Raw genomic sequence first — 21659 nt, 5'->3', positions numbered from 1 at the left:
CGTGTCTTAAGACTGTCTTGAGACTAGGGTGTATCAATGAATACCTACTTCCAGCAACTGAACTATGGCAAATATTAAGTCCGCCGTCAAACGAGTCAAAATCGCCGAACGTAACCGCTTGTACAACAAATCTTACAAGTCAGCGGTCAAAACTTTGATGAAGAAGTATTTCGCTGCCGTAGACAAGTACGCCGCAGCTCCGAGCCCGGAATTAATGCAAGAAGTCCAGCAGCGAATGTCTGAGGCCTACAGCAAAATTGACAAAGCTGTCAAAAAAGGTGTACTCCACCGCAACAACGGCGCTCGCAAAAAGTCCCGCTTGGCAAGAACCCTCAAGCCGCACGAAACATCCTCGGTAGCATCTTAAGGAAGCAGAAAGTTCGGCAACGAAGCAGTGTACAAGATTGAAGGGATGGATGTTGAGGGAAGAAGTCAAGCGAGAAGAAGTCAAGCGTGAAGCAGGAAGCAGGAAGAAAGAAGACGGAAGATTTTTCCCACACACTCTCTCCCACTCCCACTCCCCGACTCTCTCACTCCCCCCTCGCCCTATCCCACTAGGACTCTCCCGTATCACCTCTAATCTGCTTCCCCCATGCAGCTCATCGACACTCACGTTCATATCAACTTTGAAACCTACAAATCTGAGTTAGAAGCCATTCGAGAACGCTGGCGCGAAGCTGGTGTAGTTCGGCTGGTTCATTCTTGTGTAGAGCCAGAAGAGTTTGCCGGCATCCAAGCAATCGCCAATCAGTTTGCAGAAGTCTCGTTTGCGGTTGGACTCCACCCCCTAGATGCGGACAAGTGGAAAGACGAGACTGCGAGCCAGATTAGGGAATTAGCAAGTTCGGACTCTAGGGTAGTGGCGATCGGCGAAACCGGACTGGACTTTTATAAAGCTGACGATCGAGAACACCAGTTTAAAGTGTTTGAGGCACAGCTTGCAATCGCCCAGGAACTTGACAAACCAGTCATTATCCACTGTCGCGACGCCGCCGCCCCAATGGCCGAAATGCTGAGGAACTTTTGGCAAACACGCGGGCCAGTGCGCGGGGTCATGCACTGCTGGGGAGGCACACCCGAAGAAACCCAGTGGTTTTTAGACCTAGGTTTCTACATTAGTTTTAGCGGAACAGTCACCTTTAAAAAAGCCTTGCAAATACAAGAATCAGCTTGTATGGTAAATAGCGATCGCATCCTAGTCGAGACAGATTGCCCTTTTCTCGCCCCCGTACCCCAGCGGGGAAAACGCAACGAACCAGCCTATGTCTACTACGTAGCCGAGCAAGTTGCTAAATTGAGAGGAGTTTCTCTCTTAACTTTGTCCCAGCAGACAACCAAAAATGCCTGTCAGCTATTCGGCTTTTCAGTTTAGTTATAGCAGAACAGAGAAACGAGGAAAACAGGTCGATTTAGGAGCCAGTGCTCAGGACAATCCCATTTCTATCCTGCCCGAAAAACCGGATTCATCCTTTATTGGAGATTCTTTTGGCGTTGCCTGTTGCGATCGGATTTGCGTCCTATAATAAAAAGAACTGAGCGATCGGGCGTTGGCTTAGTATCCGCGACTGCGATGTCGCCCAGGAACTACCAACACAACGCGAGTACGCTAAACTTCGGGATCGGTCAAAACTTCAGGCAATAGCTCAAACTTACACACTCAAACTTACACATCAGAAGAAACTTGGAACCTCAGCAATTTGGCAATAGCTGTCAAGTCAATTTTAGGAGTCAAAAGTGTAGGGAATTCACCCTGGGATACCACGAGATCAGAGCTAAAAGCATCTCGATCGAAACTAAAATCCGCACAAAAATACTGCGAGCCACAAGCAAAAATAACCGTTGCAGCAGTTGGCAGGCGATCGAAAACATCATATAAATTCTCTCACACAATCCATCAAAAAAACGCAACAAGGTAAAAAAGCCCAGCCTTGGCGCCATGTAAAAAGCTAGAGCCACTGCGGAAAAAGGACCCCCATGACCACTAAAGATTACACAGAATTCGCCTTCACCTTGCCCGATTTGATCGAAATCCAGCGGGCAAGTTTTCGCTGGTTCCTAGAAGCCGGACTGATCGAAGAACTCGACAGCTTCTCCCCGATTACAGACTACACGGGCAAGCTGGAACTCCACTTCATGGGCAAAGACTTCAAACTCAAGCGCCCCAAATATGATGTGGACGAAGCCAAGCGCAGGGACAGCACCTACTCGGTGCAAATGTACGTCCCCACCCGCCTGATTAACAAAGAAACAGGGGAAATCAAAGAACAAGAAGTCTTCATCGGCGACTTGCCCTTGATGACCGAGCGCGGCACTTTCATCATCAACGGCGCGGAACGGGTCATTGTCAACCAAATCGTGCGATCGCCCGGGGTCTACTACAAATCAGAAACCGACAAAAACGGCCGCCGTTCGTATAACGCCTCGCTCATCCCCAACCGCGGCGCTTGGCTGAAATTTGAAACAGACAAAAACGATTTAGTCTGGGTGAGAATCGACAAAACCCGCAAACTATCGGCTCAGGTGCTGCTCAAAGCCCTCGGACTTACAGACGGGGAAATCTACGACTCCCTGCGCCACCCGGAATACTTCCAAAAAACGATCGAGAAAGAAGGACAATTCGGCGAAGAAGAAGCTTTGATGGAGCTCTACCGCAAACTCCGTCCAGGTGAACCCCCCACCGTAGCGGGGGGCGAACAGCTCCTTAACTCGCGCTTTTTCGACCCCAAACGCTACGATTTGGGCCGAGTCGGCCGTTACAAACTCAACAAAAAACTGCGCTTGACAGTCCCCGATACCATGCGGGTGCTGACATCGCAAGATATCTTGACGGCGATCGACTACCTAATAAACCTAGAATTCGACATCGGTTCCACCGACGACATCGACCACTTAGGCAACCGTCGCGTCCGCAGTGTCGGAGAACTGCTGCAAAACCAAGTGCGCGTCGGACTCAACCGCTTAGAACGGATTATCCGCGAAAGAATGACCGTCTCGGATGCCGACTCCCTCAGCCCCGCTTCTCTGGTCAACCCCAAACCGCTGGTAGCGGCAATCAAGGAATTCTTCGGTTCCTCCCAGCTATCGCAGTTCATGGATCAAACCAACCCTCTGGCAGAACTGACTCACAAACGTCGGCTTTCAGCCTTGGGCCCAGGAGGTCTGACTCGCGAACGCGCCGGGTTTGCAGTGCGGGACATTCACCCGTCCCACTACGGCCGGATTTGCCCGATCGAAACACCAGAAGGTCCCAACGCAGGTCTCATCGGTTCCTTAGCAACCCACGCCCGCGTCAACCCCTACGGCTTCATCGAAACTCCTTTTTATCCAGTAGAAAAAGGACGGGTGCTGCGCGACAAAGCCCCTGTTTACATGACAGCCGACGAAGAAGACGATTTGCGCGTCGCCCCCGGAGACATCAGCCTCGACGAAAACAACAACCTCTTGGGCGAAACCGTAGCCGTCCGCTACCGCCAAGAGTTTACTACCACCACTCCAATGCAGGTGGACTACATGGCGATTTCGCCCGTGCAAATCGTCTCCGTCGCGACCTCGTTGATTCCGTTCCTGGAACACGACGACGCCAACCGAGCTCTGATGGGCTCGAATATGCAGCGGCAAGCTGTGCCGCTACTGAAACCAGAACGGCCCCTAGTCGGTACGGGCTTAGAAGCTCAGGCGGCGCGAGATTCCGGGATGGTTGTGGTTTCCCGGATCGACGGCGAGGTGATTTACATCGACGCTACCCGGATTATTGTCAAACCCCTGGCTGTAGATGCCGAATCGAATTCCAGCGAAGAACATTTCCTGATTAAGGAATACGACGATCTCAAAGTCAAACAGCCCTCGGTTTGGAAGCAAAAATATGCTGGCTGCATCGAACACGAACTGCAAAAATATCAGCGTTCTAACCAGGATACTTGTTTAAATCAGCGTCCGCTGATTTATGAGGGCGATCGAGTAGTTGCCGGTCAAGTGCTCGCCGACGGTTCCTCCACCGAAGGGGCAGAACTCGCTCTGGGACACAACATCCTCGTAGCTTATATGCCTTGGGAAGGCTACAACTACGAAGACGCCATGCTAATTAGCGAGCGTTTGGTGTACGAAGATGTCTACACTTCGATCCACATTGAAAAATACGAAATCGAAGCCCGCCAAACCAAACTCGGCCCCGAAGAAATCACCCGCGAAATTCCTAACGTCGGCGAAGACGCGCTGCGCCAGCTAGACGAACAGGGCATTATCCGCAAAGGTGCTTGGGTAGAAGCCAGCGACATCCTAGTGGGCAAAGTTACCCCCAAGGGCGAATCCGACCAACCGCCGGAAGAAAAACTGCTCAGAGCAATCTTCGGCGAAAAAGCCCGCGACGTGCGCGACAATTCCCTCCGCGTCCCTAACGGCGAAAAAGGCCGCGTGGTTGACGTGCGGGTGTTTACCCGCGAACAGGGCGACGAACTGCCCCCCGGCGCCAACATGGTCGTCCGCGTCTACGTGGCTCAAAAGCGGAAGATTCAAGTCGGCGACAAAATGGCCGGCCGCCACGGAAATAAGGGTATTGTGTCCCGGATTCTGCCGATGGAGGATATGCCTTATTTGCCCGACGGGACTCCGGTTGACATAGTGCTCAATCCCTTGGGCGTACCGTCGCGGATGAACGTAGGTCAGATTTTTGAGTGCTTGCTGGGATGGGCGGGTGAAAATCTGTCCATGCGGTTCAAGATGGTGCCTTTTGATGAAATGCACGGCGCTGAAAAGTCGCGGGAAACCGTACACGGCAAGCTACAGGAGGCACGCGAAAAAACCGGGAAGCCTTGGGTGTTTAATGAAAAGCACCCCGGCAAGACTATTGTCTACGATGGCAGAACTGGGGAACCGTTCGATCGCCCAATCACAGTCGGCATCGCCTATATGCTGAAACTGGTTCACTTGGTAGACGATAAGATCCACGCCCGTAGCACAGGCCCTTACTCGCTGGTAACGCAGCAGCCTTTGGGCGGCAAAGCGCAGCAGGGGGGTCAGCGGTTCGGAGAAATGGAAGTCTGGGCTCTGGAAGCGTTCGGCGCAGCTTATACTTTGCAAGAGTTGCTGACGGTCAAGTCGGACGATATGCAGGGACGGAATGAAGCGCTGAATGCGATCGTCAAAGGCAAAGCTATTCCGCGCCCCGGTACGCCGGAATCTTTCAAGGTGCTGATGCGGGAGTTGCAATCTTTGTGCTTGGATATTGCCGTGCACAAGGTGAATACATCCGACGAGGGCAGCGAGCACGTTGAGGTGGATTTGATGGCAGATGCTGGGGGCAAGCGATCGCCCTCCCGGCCTACTTACGAATCGCTTTCTCGTGACGAACTCGACGAGGATTAGGCATTAAAGATTAAAGATTAAAGATTAAAGATTTTTTGACAGCATTCAATTCTTTAATCTTTAATCGGCAATCTCAAATTAAAATGCCTCAGCAGTGTTCGTACCACTGCTGAGGCGAATCAACGCTCTAAACAGGAGAGACGCTGAACATGAATATTGTAACAGTTGTCCCAGGAATTCAAGGAGAAGTTGACCGGGCGACGGGCTGTATTAATTGGCAAGGGAGCAAGTTTGGCAACGGTTACGGGCGCAAGTGGATCGATGGCAAAACAGTATTAGTCCACCGTTTAGTCCTCGAATCGAAAATAGCAGGGTTCCTCGGTTCCGGTTATTTTGGTTGCCATACCTGCGACAATCGAAGCTGCATCAACCCGGCACATCTGGTAGTAGGTACTGCTGCTGAGAATACCGGGCAGATGATTGGGCGCGATCGCAAAACTCCCAGACGCAAAAGTATTCCCGGTATTGGCATATTGTCGATCGCACAACTACGGGAAATTCAGACTAAATATTTATCTGGAACCATCAAGAACCACCTAGCAAAAGAGTATGGAGTACAACATGAAACTATTACTAAGATACTTCAGACAAATATTCCCGATAACTTCACTACAGTTTCACCCAATTTTTTAGGAGAAATTCAAGACAGCGGCTGCATCATTTTCTCAGGTGGAAAGGATGGTCAAGGTTATGGCAGATACTGGAAAAATGGGAAATTAAAATCAGTTACCCGTGCTGTTTTAGCCGAGAAATTAGGATATGAACTTCCGACTTCGATGGATGCTTGTCATACCTGCGACAATCCCAGTTGCATCAATCCAGAACACCTTTGGGCAGGTACTCGCACTCAAAATTTGTTAGATGCTTCTAAGAAAGGACGCACTCAAGGAAAAAGTCATCCTCTTTCCAATGCCAAATTAGATTGGGAAAAGGTGCGAGAAATTCGACAAAAGCTAGCAGCAGGAGAGAGGATGAAGGATGTAGCACAGGAATACAGTGTCGGCCGCAAAACCATACACGATATTAAATATCACGTCACTTGGAAGGAAGCAGGCGAAGAGGTTCCAGTTCCTCGCATGGGTGGATATCTTGATCGAAAATTGACTTTCGAGCAAGCTCTTGAGGTACGCAAAAGAATTAGAGCGAGAGAATCAATCTCTAAAATCGCTGATGACTTTGGAGTCTCGTCAAGTGTGATCTCTGATATTAAAAACCACGTCACATATAGAGGAGTATAACATTGATTTAAGCCGTAAAACAAGCAAACAAAAAAGATCAAACCCACAAATAATCGCCTGTAAATTATCAATTGGAGTCAAGAATGGCAAAAATAGAACAACGCTTTGATTACGTCAAAATCGGGTTAGCTTCACCAGAAAGAATTCGACAGTGGGGAGAGAGAACTTTACCCAACGGTCAGATAACTGGCGAGGTGACAAAACCAGAAACAATTAATTATCGCACGTTAAAACCTGAAATGGATGGCTTGTTTTGCGAGCGCATTTTTGGGCCTGCAAAAGATTGGGAATGTCATTGTGGTAAGTACAAACGAGTTCGCCATAGAGGCATTGTTTGCGAAAGATGCGGTGTAGAAGTAACTGAATCTCGCGTGCGCCGTCACCGGATGGGATTTATCAAATTAGCGGCTCCAGTAGCTCACGTTTGGTATCTCAAAGGTATTCCGAGTTACATGGCAATTCTGTTAGATATGCCGCTCCGAGATGTGGAACAAATCGTTTATTTCAATGCCTACGTTGTCCTAAATCCAGGTAATGCAGAGAAGCTGCAATACAAACAATTGCTCACGGAAGATGCTTGGCTGGAAATAGAAGACGAACTTTACAGCGAAGATTCGACGCTGACGGGCGTAGAAGTAGGCATAGGTGCTGAAGCTTTGCAAGTTTTGCTGCAAAATATTCCGCTAGAAAGTGAAGCGGAAAAGTTGCGGGAAGATATTGCCAATGCTAAAGGTCAAAAACGGGCAAAGTTAATTAAACGCTTGCGGGTAATTGACAACTTCATCGCTACGGGATCTCAACCCGATTGGATGGTGCTCAATGTGATTCCGGTGATTCCCCCCGACTTGCGGCCGATGGTGCAGCTAGACGGCGGGCGTTTTGCAACGAGCGACCTCAACGACCTTTACCGGAGAGTCATCAACCGCAATAACCGCTTGGCGAGACTGCAAGAAATTCTGGCGCCCGAGATTATCATCCGCAACGAAAAGCGGATGCTGCAAGAAGCTGTGGATGCGCTGATTGACAACGGTCGCCGGGGCCGGACAGTGGTGGGGGCAAACAACCGCCCGCTGAAGTCGCTGTCGGACATCATTGAAGGGAAACAAGGTCGCTTCCGGCAAAACTTGCTGGGTAAACGGGTTGACTACTCCGGGCGTTCGGTGATTGTGGTGGGGCCGAAACTGAAAATTCATCAGTGCGGTTTGCCGAGAGAAATGGCGATCGAACTTTTCCAGCCTTTCGTCATCCACCGCCTGATCCGCCAAGGATTGGTCAACAACATCAAAGCTGCCAAAAAACTGATCCAGCGCAACGATCCCAGCGTTTGGGACGTGCTTCAGGAGGTGATTGAAGGACACCCGGTAATGCTAAACCGGGCACCGACCCTCCACCGTTTGGGGATTCAAGCCTTTGAGCCGATTTTGGTGGACGGGAGGGCAATTCAGCTTCACCCGCTAGTCTGTCCGGCTTTTAACGCTGACTTTGACGGCGACCAAATGGCAGTGCACGTGCCTTTGTCTCTGGAATCTCAGGCGGAAGCACGCTTGCTGATGCTGGCTTCTAATAACATTATGTCGCCGGCAACCGGAAGACCGATCGTTACTCCTTCTCAAGATATGGTGCTCGGTTGCTATTACTTGACAGCCGAAAATCCTGACGCTCAAAAAGGAGCCGGTCACTATTTCTCCAACCTCACCGACGCGGTTGTAGCTTACGAACAAGGAATCGTTGACTTGCACTCTTATGTGTGGGTGAGGTTTCAAGGCGCCATAGAAAACGCAGAACCCGAGGGAGAACCGCTGAAGGTGGAACGATCGACCGACGGTATAGTGACGAAAGAATACAAGTTCCGCCGGGTTCGGGAAGACGGAGAGGGCAAGGTGCTCAATCAGTTCATTCGCACTACTCCGGGCCGGATTATCTATCACCAAACGATCGAATCGGTAATTAACAATTAGAAATTGGGAAGCGGTAAGAGGTAATGGGTAAGAGGTAACAGGTAATGGGTAATAACTGACAAATAATCGCTAAGTAATAATAGTGATTGCAGCCGGAAAAATTACCCATTAATACACTTACCAATAATTCGGCTACGCGGTTACTGAGCGCAGTTGAATGGCAGTAAAAGTTACCAATTACCCATTAAGTAGGTAGGTGAACATAAACTTGATTATGGGAAGAGCAGGTGAGTGCATTCATCTCCTAGCTTAGCTCTCTTCCTTATACGCTAAACCCACCCTACAAAATGCTTGGTGTTTTTTCCCGCCGATCTACTTATCAATTACCAATTACCAATTACCAATAATTCGGCTACGCGGGTCCTGAACCCAAGGGTTTCGATCAGGGGAACCGAAGTCGAACGGCAGTAAAAGTTACCAATTACCAATTACCACTACTCAGAAAAATGACAGAAAATAAGGAAATTGTTTTTCGCAATCGAGTTGTTGACAAAGGTCAGCTCAAAAAATTAATCTCTTGGTCTTTCATGCACTACGGAACGGCCCGTACAGCGCAAATGGCAGATAAACTCAAAGACTTGGGTTTCCGCTTTGCGACACGAGCGGGAGTTTCGATTAGCGTAGACGACCTGCAAGTGCCCCCGTCAAAACGATCGCTCCTGGATGCAGCCGAAGAAGAAATCCGCATCACCGAACAAAAATACACCAGAGGTGAAATCACCGAAGTCGAACGCTTCCAAAAAGTAATCGATACCTGGAACAGCACATCAGAAGACCTCAAAGACGAAGTAGTCAAAAACTTCCGAGCCACAGACCCCCTCAACTCGGTCTACATGATGGCATTCTCCGGGGCGCGGGGAAACATTTCTCAAGTGCGGCAGCTAGTCGGAATGCGCGGATTGATGGCTGACCCTCAAGGCGAAATCATCGACTTGCCAATTAAAACCAACTTCCGCGAGGGACTGACTGTCACCGAATACATCATCTCTTCCTACGGCGCGCGCAAAGGCTTGGTAGATACAGCGTTGCGGACGGCAGACTCTGGCTATTTGACTCGCCGGTTGGTGGATGTGTCCCAAGACGTAATTGTCCGGGAAGTGGACTGCGGCACTCAGCGGGGAATTCGAGTGCGGCCGATGACTGACGGGGCAACGGTGCTGATTCCCCTCAAGGACAGGCTGCTGGGGCGGGTGTTCGCCAAAGATGTGGTGCACCCCAAAACCGGGGAAATTGTGGCCTACGGCGACGAAAAAGCCGTCCGAAATCAGCCAATTACTGAGGAGTTGGCGACGGAAATTGGTAATTCTGGGGTGGGAGAGGTGTATTTACGATCGCCCCTGACTTGTGAATCTACCCGATCGGTTTGTCAGCACTGCTACGGCTGGAGTCTCGCCCACTTGAAAATGGTGGACATGGGAGAAGCGATCGGGATTATTGCAGCTCAGTCGATCGGGGAACCGGGAACCCAGCTCACCATGCGTACCTTCCACACCGGCGGCGTATTCACCGGAGAAGTCGCCAAACAAGAACGCGCCCCCTTCCCCGGCGTAGTGAAATTCAAAAACTTGCGTACTCGCTCGTTCCGCACCAGACACGGCGAAGAAGCACTGGTGGCAGAAAACAACGGCAAACTTGTATTTGAGGGCGACGGATTTGAAGAAGGGAAATCCGGCGCTAAAAATCAAAAACTGAAAATCGAATTGGCGATCGTCCAGGGTTCTACTCTGATGGTCAAAGACGGACAGCGCGCCATTCCCGGTCAAGTTTTGGCAGAAGTGCCGATCATCGGTCGCGCCGCCCGCAAAACAACAGAAAAAGTCACTACAGACGTGGCTTCCGACTTAGCCGGAGAAGCCAAATTTGCTGATTTGGTGCCAGAAGAAAAAACTGACCGCCAAGGGAACACCACCCGCACAGCCAGCAAAGGCGGGCTGATTTGGATTCTCTCAGGAGAAGTCTACAACTTGCCCCCCGGCGCGGAACCGGCAGTGAAAAATGGCGATCGCATTCCGGCCGAAAGCGTGATTGCCGAAACTAAACTCGTCTCCGAACACGGTGGCGTAGTCCGCATCGCTGACCCCAGAGAAATTGAAATTATCACCGCCCAAGTCCTGCTAGACCAAGCAGTCGTGCGGGCCGAAAGTGCAGGCGGCCGCGACCACTACACGATCGAAACATCTTCCAAGCAGCGGTTTTCCCTGAAGACGGCTCCTGGGAGCAAAGTGATTAACGGGGAAGTCGTCGCCGAACTGCTCGACGACAGCTACCGCACAGCTACAGGGGGCATTGTCAAGTACGGCGGAGTGGAAGTCCACAAGCGCGGCAAAGCTAAACTTGGCTACGAAGTCGTCAAAGGCGGCACTCTGCTCTGGATACCGGAAGAGTGCCACGAGGTGAATAAGGATATTTCTCTGCTGCTGGTGGAAGATGGTCAGTACGTAGAGGCTGGTACTGAGGTGGTTAAAGATATTTTCTGCCAAACCAGCGGGGCAGTGGAAATCACCCAGAAAAATGACATCCTCCGGGAAATTGTCATCAAACCAGGCACACTCCATGTAGTTGACCGCCCGCCGCTAACCTTCGGGGAAGGTCAAATCGTCAACGCAGGTCAAGAGATTTTCCCAGGCTTGATTGCCGAAGAGTTGGGCTATGCGGAGTATATCGAAACTCCCGAAGGCCCGGCTTTGCTGCTGCGGCCTGTGGTGGAGTTCCCGGTGCCTGATAAGCCACCAGTGCCTTCTCAGACGGCGCTGAATGAGTCGATCTCTTTGAAAGCGGTGCAGCGACTTCCTTATAAGGATGGGGAGCGCGTCAAATCTGTCGAGGGATTGGAACTGCTGCGGACTCAGCTTATTTTGGAAATTGGTTCGGGAGCTCCGCAACTGGCGGCGGATATCGAGCTGCTGCCGGATGAGGATGATGCTATGGCTTTTGGGGCGGACGGTTCGGGCCCGGCTTGGAGTTCGCCTGAAGACGTTAGTGCGTCGCAGGAGTTGGCGGTGCCTCTTGCCGATGGGGGCGATCGAGCTTCCAAGACTTTCCGCTTGCAGTTAGTGATATTGGAATCGCTAGTGATTCGGCGGGACGTGTCTGCCGATCCGACTCAGGGCAGCACTCACACGCGGCTGTTGGTCGAAGATGGGCAGTCGATCGCGCCTGGGGCAGTAGTCGCCCGCACGGAGATTCTCTGCAAAGAAGCGGGTATCGTTCGAGGCATCCGTGAGGGCCAGGGCGAACCAGTGCGTCGCCTGTTGGTGATGCGAGATGCGGATTCTATTTCGATAAGCGTGGCCGGTACGCCGGATGTGAGTCCGGGTCAACTGCTGGTGGCTGGTACCGAAATAGCTCCGGGGGTTGTTCTCGAAGAGTCCGGCCAAGTTGTGAAGGTTGTACCTGCGTCGGAAACAGAACCGGCGAAACTCTTGCTCAGGGTGGCTCGTCCTTACCGGGTTTCGGCCGGTGCGGTGCTGCACGTAGACGATGGCGACTTGGTGCAGCGGGGTGACAATTTGGTGATTCTGGTGTTTGAGCGGGCAAAGACTGGGGATATCATTCAAGGTTTGCCACGGATTGAGGAACTTCTTGAAGGGCGGAAGCCGAAGGAAGCTTGTATTTTAGCCAAACGGCCGGGGACGGCTCGTGTGGTTACGGATGACGATGTTGTGGAACTTGCGGTGATTGAGGATGATGGCCGGATTGAGGAGTATCCTTTGTTGCCTGGTCAAAACCCGATCGTTTCCGACGGACAGCGCGTCGGCGTCGCCGAAGCTTTGACCGACGGGCCTGCTAACCCTCACGAAATTCTGGAGGTGTTCTTCCACGTGCTCAAGGAGCGGCAGTCTACTTTTGAGGCTGCCTTGGAGAGTTTCCAACAGGTGCAGACGTTTTTGGTGAATGAGGTGCAGTCGGTTTATCAGTCTCAGGGCGTGGATATTTCTGATAAACACATCGAGGTGATTGTCCGCCAGATGACCAACAAAGTCAGGATGGAAGATGGCGGCGATACTACTATGCTCCCTGGCGAGTTGGTAGAATTGCGGCAGGTTGAGCAGGTGAACGAGGCGATGTCAATTACTGGTGGAGCGCCGGCGGATTATACTCCGGTGTTGCTGGGGATTACTAAGGCTTCGCTGAATACTGATAGCTTTATTTCCGCTGCTTCGTTCCAGGAGACTACGCGGGTGTTGACTGAGGCTGCGATCGAAGGTAAGTCTGACTGGCTGCGGGGGCTGAAGGAAAATGTGATTATCGGTCGCCTGATTCCTGCCGGTACTGGGTTCAATGCCTATGAGGATGCTGGGGTTCAGGATGCTGGTTTTGATGGTGCTGTGTTTGATGACGACATCCACGATTTACAGGAGGATGTGGTACTTGATGACCGCACTGCCCGCCGTGCTTATACGATCGAGAGCGGTTTTGAGATCGGACGCCCGTCTGATCTTGAGCCTGATGAGGATTTTGAGGAAGTTGAGGTTGATGAGGACGATTTTGTCGCTGAGACTGAGGATGATTCCTTGGGACCGGATGTTGACGATGATGATGATGATATCGGTTTTGACTTCGATGAGGACGAAGACTAATCATAGTTTTGAGATTGCATGAATGAGCGAAGCGCGTTGCGCTCGCTGAGGATAATTTGGTTCCTCGCCGCAACGCACACTTCGATTTCACTCGTCATAAAAATCTCAAATTTTTCCTCACAAATTACAAGTCCGAACTCATAGCATTGTGCGATGGGACATCCAAAGGAAGAAGGAAGAAGGAAGATTCAGAGTTCAAGAAAACTTTGTAATTCTAAAGTTTTAATTGTTTGTTGGTTCAAACAAACAATTATTTCTTCCTTCTTCCTTTTTCCTTCTTCCTTCTTATTCCTTCTGCATGTATGGTTCACTCAATCAGGTAGCAAAGCCTTGATTTGATTCACAAACTCTTGATGGTCTACCACAGGTTTAGAGATGTAACCGTCGGCACCGCTTTGATCCAGAAATGTTTCTTTATCACCAGCCATCGCGTGAGCAGTCACCAAAATAATCGGCAGCGAGGCCGTTTGCGGGTCAGCTTTGAGCAGTTGAGTAATCTTAATGCCGTCAACAGATTTGCCCTGGTACACGCTGCGCGAAAGAGACACATCCATTAAAATCAAATCAGCTTCGCCGTTGGCAGCAATCTGCATCACCTCTTCAACATTTTCCGTGTGTTTCACGGCTAAGCCCCCCCGCTTAGTCAGAATTTTGGAAAAAACCCGAGCATTAACCAAATCGTCCTCTACAATCAGAACGGTTTTCATAAATAAATATGGGAAGTATAGAAACTTTGTGACTTTAGTCCAAAGAGGAACACGACACGGGGAGTACATTCCCCGTCAAAAATGCAGAGTTTTTAGCGCCATCAGCCGGGAACCCTGCAAAACCCGTATGTATATCCTTGAGCCACTAGCTGTGAGAGGGTTTACAGATGCCTAGAAGCATCCAGTACCATCATTTAGACTACTACACACAGACAGTTTAGTTGTTTTTTATAACTAGACCTGGCACTGGTGAGAGTCTCAAGATTCTCAGGTAGCAGGTTTCTAGTACAATCCAGGACGCATGGACGACTCCTCGAAACCGGATTTTTGCTCGTTTTGGCGGGCTATAACGAACTATTGCTATGAAAAAACCCGGTTTCTGACTACCCGTGCATCCTGGACTTATAGTATCCTCTCTTTCGGTCAAGCCTCCGGCTTCTACCATTTTAGATTTTAGATTTTAGATTTTAGATTTTAGATTTTAGATGGGAACTGATTGCGTGGATATCAGTTTGGAGCACGGGCCTACAGTTGCATTATTTTTTGAACTGGTATTAGAATCAATAGTTCGGACAGTTTTTATATAGCCCAATGGCTTAGGCTCGCTTGACTTCGCAGCCCCTGTGGATAATTAAATCAATGTCAGCTCCACCCCTGACTTACATTTAATTCGACTTTTTTAGGCTCCTTGCCCCGCGTAAGCTTGTAGTATCGTTCCAAAAACTGTCCGGAGTATTGTTAGAATCGGGAATGTGTAATAATTATTTTCCTTCCTCCTCATTAGAATCAAACCATGTTTATTTACAATACTCCCGTCGCCACTGCATTCGGAGTAGCGAATCTACCGGAGATTGTTGGAGATTCCTAATTCTCAGTTTTAACCCCTCAAAACGGCTTAAAATATCGACGATTCCGTTCATCAAGGGGATGTCAGACTAGGAGATATCGCCAGGAGAGCTTTTGACTGATAATTCATCAATATCGGCATTTTTGACACTCTCACTCTCAGCACGCTCAGAACAAGTACCAGTACCAGAGGTATTCCAATTGGGCTTACTTTTCTTTTTTAATACTTTCAGAGTCCATCACGCTTGCCAAAATACGGTAAGCTCGATCGTCAACCATTGCTGCTTGATCCACGCTACGGCTGTACTGAGACGAGATCAATCTGGGGTTTCTCCTGAATAAAATATTTCTTCGTGTAGATGGTTATTCCTAATTGCAATTAAATTCTATCATAGATTGACGGGGACTCAAGTCCCTCGTGACGCTTTCCTAGGAAGAGCTACAGCCTCACTACGTTCTGAGTTTCTGGCATTCCGTGTTCTCCTGTGAATCAACCTTCTCACGGCAGAAGGTAAATAGACAGGTAGGCGCAAATGAAGGCAACATAGAGGTTAGGGTAAGAGTGGAGAGTAAGAGGCAAGTGTTGCCCGTCTTCGGGACTCTGATTCTGCTTTCACAAGTTAAGTTTATTTTTATTCTTCAACTGGGCGGTTGGGTCGAACTTTCGGTTCGCCTGCGGCAAAGGCTTTTCAATCGAGACAGGCAACCTCGGCATTATTGACAGAGGCTGTTTTCACTCAGGAATTAACGGACACAAGGACTCATGGCTAAACAACTCAACCTACTTTCCGGGCAAGTAATTTCTACGCCTCTGCACGCCGAGATGCAGCAATCGTACCTCGAATATGCCATGAGTGTGATCGTCGGGCGAGCTTTGCCTGATGTCCGCGACGGTTTAAAACCAGTTCACCGTCGAATTTTATATGCGATGCACGAACTCGGTCTGACGCCAGACCGACCTTACCGTAAGTGCGCCCGGGTAGTTGGAGATGTTTTGGGAAAATATCACCCCCACGGCGACCAATCGGTTTACGACGCTCTGGTACGCATGGTTCAGGAGTTTTCGAGCCGCTATCCTTTACTGGCGGGTCACGGCAATTTCGGTTCGGTGGACAATGACCCGGCGGCTGCTATGCGCTATACGGAAACTAGGCTGGCACCGATCGCCCACGAAGCTATGCTAACCCAAGTCGGCGAGGCAACTGTTGATTTTACTGGTAACTTTGACAATTCGCAGCAGGAACCGACGGCACTGCCTGCTCAGTTGCCGTTTCTGTTACTCAACGGCTGTACGGGCATTGCTGTGGGGATGGCAACTAATATCCCGCCACACAATTTGGGGGAGGTGGTAGACGGTTTAATTGCTTTGATTGAAAACCCGGAATTATCCGACGAGAAGTTGATAGAACTGATTCCGGGCCCGGATTTTCCAACCGGAGGGGAAATCGTCGCTACAGAGGGCATTGTTGACGCCTACACTAAGGGTCGAGGCAGCATTGCGGTCAGGGGTGTGGCCGGGGTGGAAGAGGTGCCAGGTAATCGCAAGGTGCGTACTAAAACGGCGATCGTGGTGACGGAGTTTCCGTTTCAGGTAAATAAGGCGGCTTGGATTGAAAAGGTGGCGGAGTTGGTCAATGCTGGCCGCCTCGACGGTATTTCGGATTTGCGTGACGAGAGCGATCGCGAAGGCATTCGAGTGGTGATTGAACTCAAGCGGGAATTTACCCCTGAAGCGGTTCTCGCTCGCCTTTACCAACAAACTGACCTGCAAACAAATTTTGGGGCGATTTTGCTGGCAATTGTCAACGGTCAACCGCGACAGTTGACGCTCAGACAATTGTTGCAGGAATTTCTGGATTTCCGGGAAGTGACTCTTACCCGCCGCTACAATTACGAGTTGCAGGCTGCGGAACGCCGATGTCACATTGTCGAAGGCTTAATGTTGGCTTTGACAAATCTCGATACCGCGATCGACATTCTGAGAAATTCTCCAGACGGCTCTACTGCTAAGCAAACTTTGCAAGTTCGCCTCAATTTGAGCGAAAGTCAAGCTGATGCGATTTTGGCGATGCCTATGCGTAGGCTGACTGGTTTGGAAAGGCAAAATTTGCAGTCTGAGTTTGATGAGTTGATGGCTAATATTCAAGAATTGCAGCGGTTGTTGAGCGACAGGCGTGAACTTTTGAAGGCTTTAAAGAAGGAATTTCGATCGCTAAAACGCAAGTACGCTGACCCCCGCCGCACTAAATTCGCCAATGGAACTGCACGCGCAGCAAACGCCGAATCACAATTTGCTGGTAAGAAAAATTCTGGGGTGAAGCAGTTGTCGCCGGCAACGATTCAGCCGAACTTATTGCCCGTTCTAGAGCCAGAGGAAACTATTGTTGAATTTTCGCACAAGCAGTACGTGCGACGCTTGCCGACTGGGGAAAAGCCACGCTCGAAAAGTCGCGAAAAATCGGTTTCAGCTTTAGAAAAAAATGAAGATTTTATTGTGACGGCAAATCTGACGAAAACCGATCGCACTTTGGTCGTCTTAACTCCTAACGGCAAAGCTTACCCGCTGAAAGTGGCCGATATTCCTAGTAGTAGCGCCAAAGACCGGGGAACGCCGATCGTTAGTTTGTTGTCGCCGAGTGCTACTAAAGACAGTGGCGATCGCGCTTTGTCGGAAATCACAGTTGCACACTTTATTTTGCCGGAAAATTCGGAAGCTGCAGATTTAGTAACTCTGACGCAGCAAGGAAAAATTAAGCGCTTGGCGATGCAGGAATTTGCTGATTTGACTAATCGTGGGGTTACTGTTGTTAAACTCAAGGAGGACGATCGGCTGCGCTGTGCGAGTCTGGCTAAAGTCGGCGAGCAAGTGGCGATCGCAACTTCAGGAGGCCGAGTCCTCCGGTTTGAGATCGATGATGAACAACTGCCGCCAATGGGCCGCGCGGCCCAGGGTTCTCAAGTAACCAGGTTGCGGAAGCAGGAACAGTTGGTGGGCTGCATCACTCTCGACCCGAACGACAGTCTGGTGCTATTTTCCGAGTTGGGTTGGGCAAAACGAATGCCTGCAGGTTCTGTCAGACTTACTAACCGCGGGGAAATTGGCACTCAAGCTTTTCGCTTCGCAGAGCCTAAAGATGCTTTAGTTGGCTTGCTGCAGGCTGTTCCGGGTACGGATGTCAAACTTTTTACTAATTCTGGCCGCCTGCTGCGATCGGCTATGGATGCTATAGCTTTTTGGGGGAAAGATGCTGCGGGCGATCGAGTTTTTGACCTCAATCCGGGTGAAAGAATCATCAAAGTTATCAGCAGTCAATAGTCATGGGGCATGGGGCATGGGGCATGGGGCATTGGGAATTGGGCATGGGGCATGGGGCATGGGGCATGGGGCATGGGGCATTGGGCATGGGGTATGGGGCATTAATCTGATTTGTGACCTCTGACTTCTGACTTCAATATCCATCCGTTAAATCATTTAAATCCTGTACACTGCTCGTTCCCAAACTTCCTCCTTCCTTGAATATCTCAATTACCAATGCCCAATGCCCAATGCCCAATTCCCCAATCTAAAATCTAAAATCTAAAATCTAAAATTGTTTAATGGCGCAAGTTGTATTAGAAAATATCTACAAAAGTTTTCCTCTCCGCCAAGGAGAACAGGAAAAAGAAGCAAACACCATCGCAGAAAGTGTGTCGCCTCTAGCCGATCGCCCTTCGTCTAACAGCGTTTTGCGGCGCATTAACCTAACGGTCGAAGACGGGGAATTCATGGTGCTGGTGGGGCCTTCTGGCTGCGGAAAAAGCACTTTGCTGCGCTCGATCGCCGGTTTGGAAGTTTTGACAGCAGGCAATATTTGGGTTGGCGATCGGCTGGTTAACGATTTGCCTCCTAAAGACCGAGATATCGCTATGGTATTTCAAAATTATGCTCTCTATCCTCACTTAACAGTTTACGATAATCTCGCCTTTGGATTGCGCCGATCGGAAAGGGAGAAGGAAGAAGGAAGAAGGAAGAAGGAAGAGGGAAGAAGGAAGAAGGAAGAGGGAAGAGGGAAGAAGGAAGAAGAAGGGATAAGGGGGGAGATACAAGGAGAAGAAGGAAGCATCCAGAGGATAGAAAAAATTAGGAATAAGGTAGAAGAGGTTATTAATGATTTAGCTTCTAATTATTTTAAAAATCCTCTAACTTATCCTTTGTTTGAGGACTTTTTAGGAGGAGCAACTCGCAAGTTGCCGCCGGGTTTGCGCTATTTGTCGGAACGGGAAAAGGCGGTAGGAAAACGAGTGCGAGAGGTAGCTGAATTATTGCAAATAGAATCTCTTTTAAATCGCTTGCCGAAACAACTTTCGGGAGGGCAAAAGCAGCGGGTAGCTTTGGGTAGGGCGATGGCTAGGAATCCTGAAGTTTTTTTGATGGACGAACCGCTATCGAATCTGGATGCAAAATTGAGGGCGGAAACTCGATCGCAAATTGTGCAGTTGCAGCGACAGTTGGGAACTACAACTATTTATGTAACTCACGACCAAACTGAGGCGATGACTATGGGCGATCGGATTGCTATTATGAAGGTCGGCCAGATTCAGCAAGTAGCTCAACCTCTAGAGCTTTACAACAAGCCGGCTAATCTGTTTGTGGCTGAGTTTATCGGTTCTCCGCCGATGAATTTTTTGGCGGTGGAATTTAGTGCTCCGCTGTTGATTTCTCACCCGCAATTTCGCTTTACTTTACCCGATATTTGGGCAAAAAGTCTACAACAATATGACGGGCGAGGCCTAATTTTGGGCATTCGCCCGGAACATCTGAGCATTAACCCTCCGGCTACCAAAAATCTTTCGGTACAAGTGGAAATTGTAGAGGCTTTGGGACATGAAACTTATTTGGGGGTTTGTTTGACGGATGCTCCGGCGGTGCGGATGCAAGTGCGGGTTCCTCCTGAGCGATCGATCCGAGTTGGCGAGGAGCTTTGGCTGGCCATCGCCCATGACAAAATTCACTTGTTCGATCCTGATACAGAGTTGGCTATTTTTCCTGTTAGGTAAAATCCTCAAGGTCGATCGACCGTTGTTACCGATATCAATTTCACAAGTTCGTACTTTTTTCAAGTCAATGTTATATTTATTTACATAAGCCTTACTTACAAAAGTTAACGAAAGGAGTTCGCACTATGCAAGAACAAAAACGCAACGCTTGGAACTGGGGCTTCAGCGAAGGAGCCGAAAATTGGAACGGTCGTTTGGCGATGATTGGTTTCTCTGCCGCTGTCATCATCGAATTGGTTTCCGGTCAAGGCTTGCTTCACTTTTGGGGCGTAATGTAATTTTCTAGTTAAGGCTTTTGTGACACTGCAAAGCTTGGGAGTTCCGTCACGGACTCCCTAAATTTTGGCAGCGCGATGTGGGTGGCAAATAGCCACTTGCTCCGGGCAGTTAGCAGCACAAACTTTAACAGCTATAGCTCAAACCGGGGCGCGGGGTCTCCCCCCCAAAAGAGTGCGAATCACTCTTTTGGGTGATGCTAGCAAATTACTCTAGCGGATATATTCTTTTAAGATGCTGTTCCGGTTGGGATGGCGCAACTTCCGCAGGGCTTTAGCCTCGATTTGGCGAATCCGCTCGCGGGTGACGTTAAAGATTTGACCAATTTCCTCCAAGGTCTTCATCCGTCCGTCATCTAAGCCGTAACGCAGCCGCAGTACATCCCGTTCGCGGGGGCTGAGAGTATCCAAAACGCTTTCCAAGTCTTCCCTGAGCAAGTTTTTCGAGACTTGATCTTCGGGTGTTTCCCCGTCAGATTCAATAAAGTCTCCCAGACGCGAGTCTTCCTCTTTGCCGATCGGAGTTTCTAGAGAGATGGGCAACTGTGCGGACTTAGCAATGAACCGCAACTTCTCGATCGTCATCTCCATGCGGGTAGCAATTTCTTCTTCCGTAGGCTTGCGACCCATTTCCTGAGACAGGAGTTTGGTAGTTTTCTTGATCCGCGAGATGGTTTCGTAAAGGTGAACCGGCAGGCGGATAGTCCGGGATTGGTCGGCAATTGCCCGGGTGATGGCTTGACGTATCCACCAAGTTGCGTAGGTAGAAAACTTGTAGCCTTTTTCATGGTCGAATTTTTCAGCGGCCCGGATCAGACCCAAAGAGCCTTCCTGAATCAAATCTTGGAAAGACAAACCGCGATTCATGTATTTTTTGGCGATCGACACGACCAAACGCAGGTTTGATTGCACCATTTTTTCCTTGGCCCGACGGCCGACGTGGAGTCGGTGACGGAATGCAGGAAGTGCCATATCTACAGCATTAGCCCATTCGCTGTCTTTGGGTTCGCGGTTATACTCTTCGAGCAGTTGTTCTCGAACTCGCTCTAATTCCAGCAAATCTGCTATCTTGCGCGCTAGTTCAATCTCTTCGTCAGCTCGCAGCAGTCTAATCCGACCGATTTCTTGCAGGTAAAGACGAATAGAGTCTTCAGTATAATGCTTTTTCTTTGCCTGAGCCCGACGGCGGGCTTTGGCGCCTTTGCCAGCTTTAGGGTCGTCCTCAGATTGAGAGTCTAAGAATTCTTCTCGATCGTCTTCTTCGTCGATAAAGAGTTCTAACTCGCTCTCAGGTAGAACGCTTTCGGCGCCCCGAAGCAACTCGAGTGTTTCCATTTCCGGTGTAATTGTGGTTTCGAGTACGGTGTTAGCCTGGATCATGCCGTCTTCCTCATGCTCCTGAATTAAAGAATAAATAACAGTGGAATAGTGTCTGTTTGTAGTTTAGACAAGTTAGCCAGTATTGACATTCCCGCAGGAAAAAATAGTGGGATTTTCGGTCTGCTAGCTGAATCTGTTACCGAAACTGCACCTGTTTTATGAGTCACGGTTCGAGTTCTGGTTTGAAGCAGCCAGCGCATTCAATTGCTCGCAGATTTTAACATCGCGACCTTAAATTGAGCTTGAGGCTTTTTCTTTCGGAGCGAGTTACCACATC

At 49.7% G+C, this 21659-nt stretch carries 12 protein-coding genes; 9 read left to right on the top strand and 3 right to left on the bottom strand.

The genetic code is table 11. The annotated features are described in order from the left end of the window. Positions 1-64 precede the first annotated feature (64 nt). Positions 65-367, top strand: a complete 303-nt coding sequence (rpsT, locus tag QUA83_RS17635; RefSeq protein WP_333066838.1) for a 30S ribosomal protein S20 — start codon at positions 65-67, stop codon at positions 365-367. A gap of 225 nt (positions 368-592) precedes the next feature. Continuing rightward, entirely contained in the window at positions 593-1372 is a 780-nt protein-coding gene (locus tag QUA83_RS17630; protein WP_333148625.1) for a TatD family hydrolase, read from the top strand. 356 nt (positions 1373-1728) lie between these two features. Here the strand turns inward: QUA83_RS17630 and QUA83_RS17625 are convergent, their stop codons facing one another. Further along, positions 1729-1872, bottom strand: coding sequence for a hypothetical protein (locus QUA83_RS17625; RefSeq protein ID WP_333148624.1), 144 nt, complete (start codon positions 1870-1872; stop codon positions 1729-1731). Between the two features lie 102 nt (positions 1873-1974). Here QUA83_RS17625 and rpoB point away from each other — a divergent pair, with 102 nt between their 5' ends. The 4 genes from rpoB (at position 1975) to QUA83_RS17605 (ending at position 13137) form a co-directional block, all read left to right on the top strand. Beyond that, a complete protein-coding gene (gene rpoB / locus QUA83_RS17620; protein ID WP_333041547.1) occupies positions 1975-5361 on the top strand; it encodes a DNA-directed RNA polymerase subunit beta in 3387 nt (1128 codons plus the stop codon). 149 nt (positions 5362-5510) lie between these two features. Further along, on the top strand, positions 5511-6599 hold the full coding sequence (locus QUA83_RS17615; RefSeq protein WP_333294758.1) for an HNH endonuclease: 1089 nt from the start codon (positions 5511-5513) through the stop codon (positions 6597-6599). 83 nt (positions 6600-6682) lie between these two features. Next, entirely contained in the window at positions 6683-8557 is a 1875-nt protein-coding gene (locus QUA83_RS17610) for a DNA-directed RNA polymerase subunit gamma (RefSeq protein WP_333294756.1), read from the top strand. A gap of 446 nt (positions 8558-9003) precedes the next feature. Next, complete coding sequence (locus QUA83_RS17605) at positions 9004-13137, top strand: DNA-directed RNA polymerase subunit beta'' (RefSeq protein WP_333294753.1); 4134 nt, start codon at positions 9004-9006, stop codon at positions 13135-13137. Between the two features lie 311 nt (positions 13138-13448). On the opposite strand, the gene QUA83_RS17600 is transcribed toward QUA83_RS17605, so the two are convergent. Further along, a complete protein-coding gene (locus QUA83_RS17600) occupies positions 13449-13844 on the bottom strand; it encodes a response regulator (protein ID WP_006632892.1) in 396 nt (131 codons plus the stop codon). A 1609-nt stretch (positions 13845-15453) separates the two neighbouring features. Between QUA83_RS17600 and QUA83_RS17595 the strand changes: the two genes are divergently transcribed. The 3 genes from QUA83_RS17595 (at position 15454) to QUA83_RS17585 (ending at position 20005) form a co-directional block, all read left to right on the top strand. After that, the gene (locus tag QUA83_RS17595; RefSeq protein ID WP_333294751.1) at positions 15454-18006 is read left to right on the top strand and encodes a DNA topoisomerase (ATP-hydrolyzing); all 2553 of its coding nucleotides are present in this window, start codon (positions 15454-15456) and stop codon (positions 18004-18006) included. Positions 18007-18287: 281 nt separating this feature from the next. Beyond that, positions 18288-19727: an ATP-binding cassette domain-containing protein gene (locus tag QUA83_RS17590; protein ID WP_333294749.1), complete on the top strand. Its 1440-nt coding sequence runs from the start codon at positions 18288-18290 to the stop codon at positions 19725-19727. 125 nt (positions 19728-19852) lie between these two features. Then, a complete protein-coding gene (locus QUA83_RS17585; protein ID WP_015179166.1) occupies positions 19853-20005 on the top strand; it encodes a high light inducible protein in 153 nt (50 codons plus the stop codon). A gap of 210 nt (positions 20006-20215) precedes the next feature. Here the strand turns inward: QUA83_RS17585 and rpoD are convergent, their stop codons facing one another. Beyond that, positions 20216-21382 carry an RNA polymerase sigma factor RpoD gene (gene rpoD / locus QUA83_RS17580; RefSeq protein WP_333294746.1) on the bottom strand — a complete coding sequence of 389 codons (1167 nt, stop codon included), beginning with the start codon at positions 21380-21382 and terminating at the stop codon, positions 20216-20218. Positions 21383-21659: the final 277 nt, after the last annotated feature.

The organism is Microcoleus sp. K1-B1 (assembly GCF_036704705.1).
Taxonomy (GTDB): Bacteria; Cyanobacteriota; Cyanobacteriia; order Cyanobacteriales; family Microcoleaceae; genus Microcoleus.
The sequence above is the reverse complement of the archived record's forward strand: the minus strand, read 5'-3'. Positions and strand labels throughout refer to the sequence as shown.

Coding starts and splice junctions, on each gene's coding strand:
- QUA83_RS17625 (WP_333148624.1), bottom strand. CDS start 1,872: ATGATGTTTTCGATCGCCTGCCAACTGCTGCAACGGTTATTTTTGCTT.
- rpoD (WP_333294746.1), bottom strand. CDS start 21,382: ATGATCCAGGCTAACACCGTACTCGAAACCACAATTACACCGGAAATG.
- QUA83_RS17595 (WP_333294751.1), top strand. CDS start 15,454: ATGGCTAAACAACTCAACCTACTTTCCGGGCAAGTAATTTCTACGCCT.
- QUA83_RS17585 (WP_015179166.1), top strand. CDS start 19,853: ATGCAAGAACAAAAACGCAACGCTTGGAACTGGGGCTTCAGCGAAGGA.
- rpsT (WP_333066838.1), top strand. CDS start 65: ATGGCAAATATTAAGTCCGCCGTCAAACGAGTCAAAATCGCCGAACGT.
- QUA83_RS17590 (WP_333294749.1), top strand. CDS start 18,288: ATGGCGCAAGTTGTATTAGAAAATATCTACAAAAGTTTTCCTCTCCGC.
- QUA83_RS17615 (WP_333294758.1), top strand. CDS start 5,511: ATGAATATTGTAACAGTTGTCCCAGGAATTCAAGGAGAAGTTGACCGG.
- rpoB (WP_333041547.1), top strand. CDS start 1,975: ATGACCACTAAAGATTACACAGAATTCGCCTTCACCTTGCCCGATTTG.
- QUA83_RS17630 (WP_333148625.1), top strand. CDS start 593: ATGCAGCTCATCGACACTCACGTTCATATCAACTTTGAAACCTACAAA.
- QUA83_RS17600 (WP_006632892.1), bottom strand. CDS start 13,844: ATGAAAACCGTTCTGATTGTAGAGGACGATTTGGTTAATGCTCGGGTT.
- QUA83_RS17610 (WP_333294756.1), top strand. CDS start 6,683: ATGGCAAAAATAGAACAACGCTTTGATTACGTCAAAATCGGGTTAGCT.
- QUA83_RS17605 (WP_333294753.1), top strand. CDS start 9,004: ATGACAGAAAATAAGGAAATTGTTTTTCGCAATCGAGTTGTTGACAAA.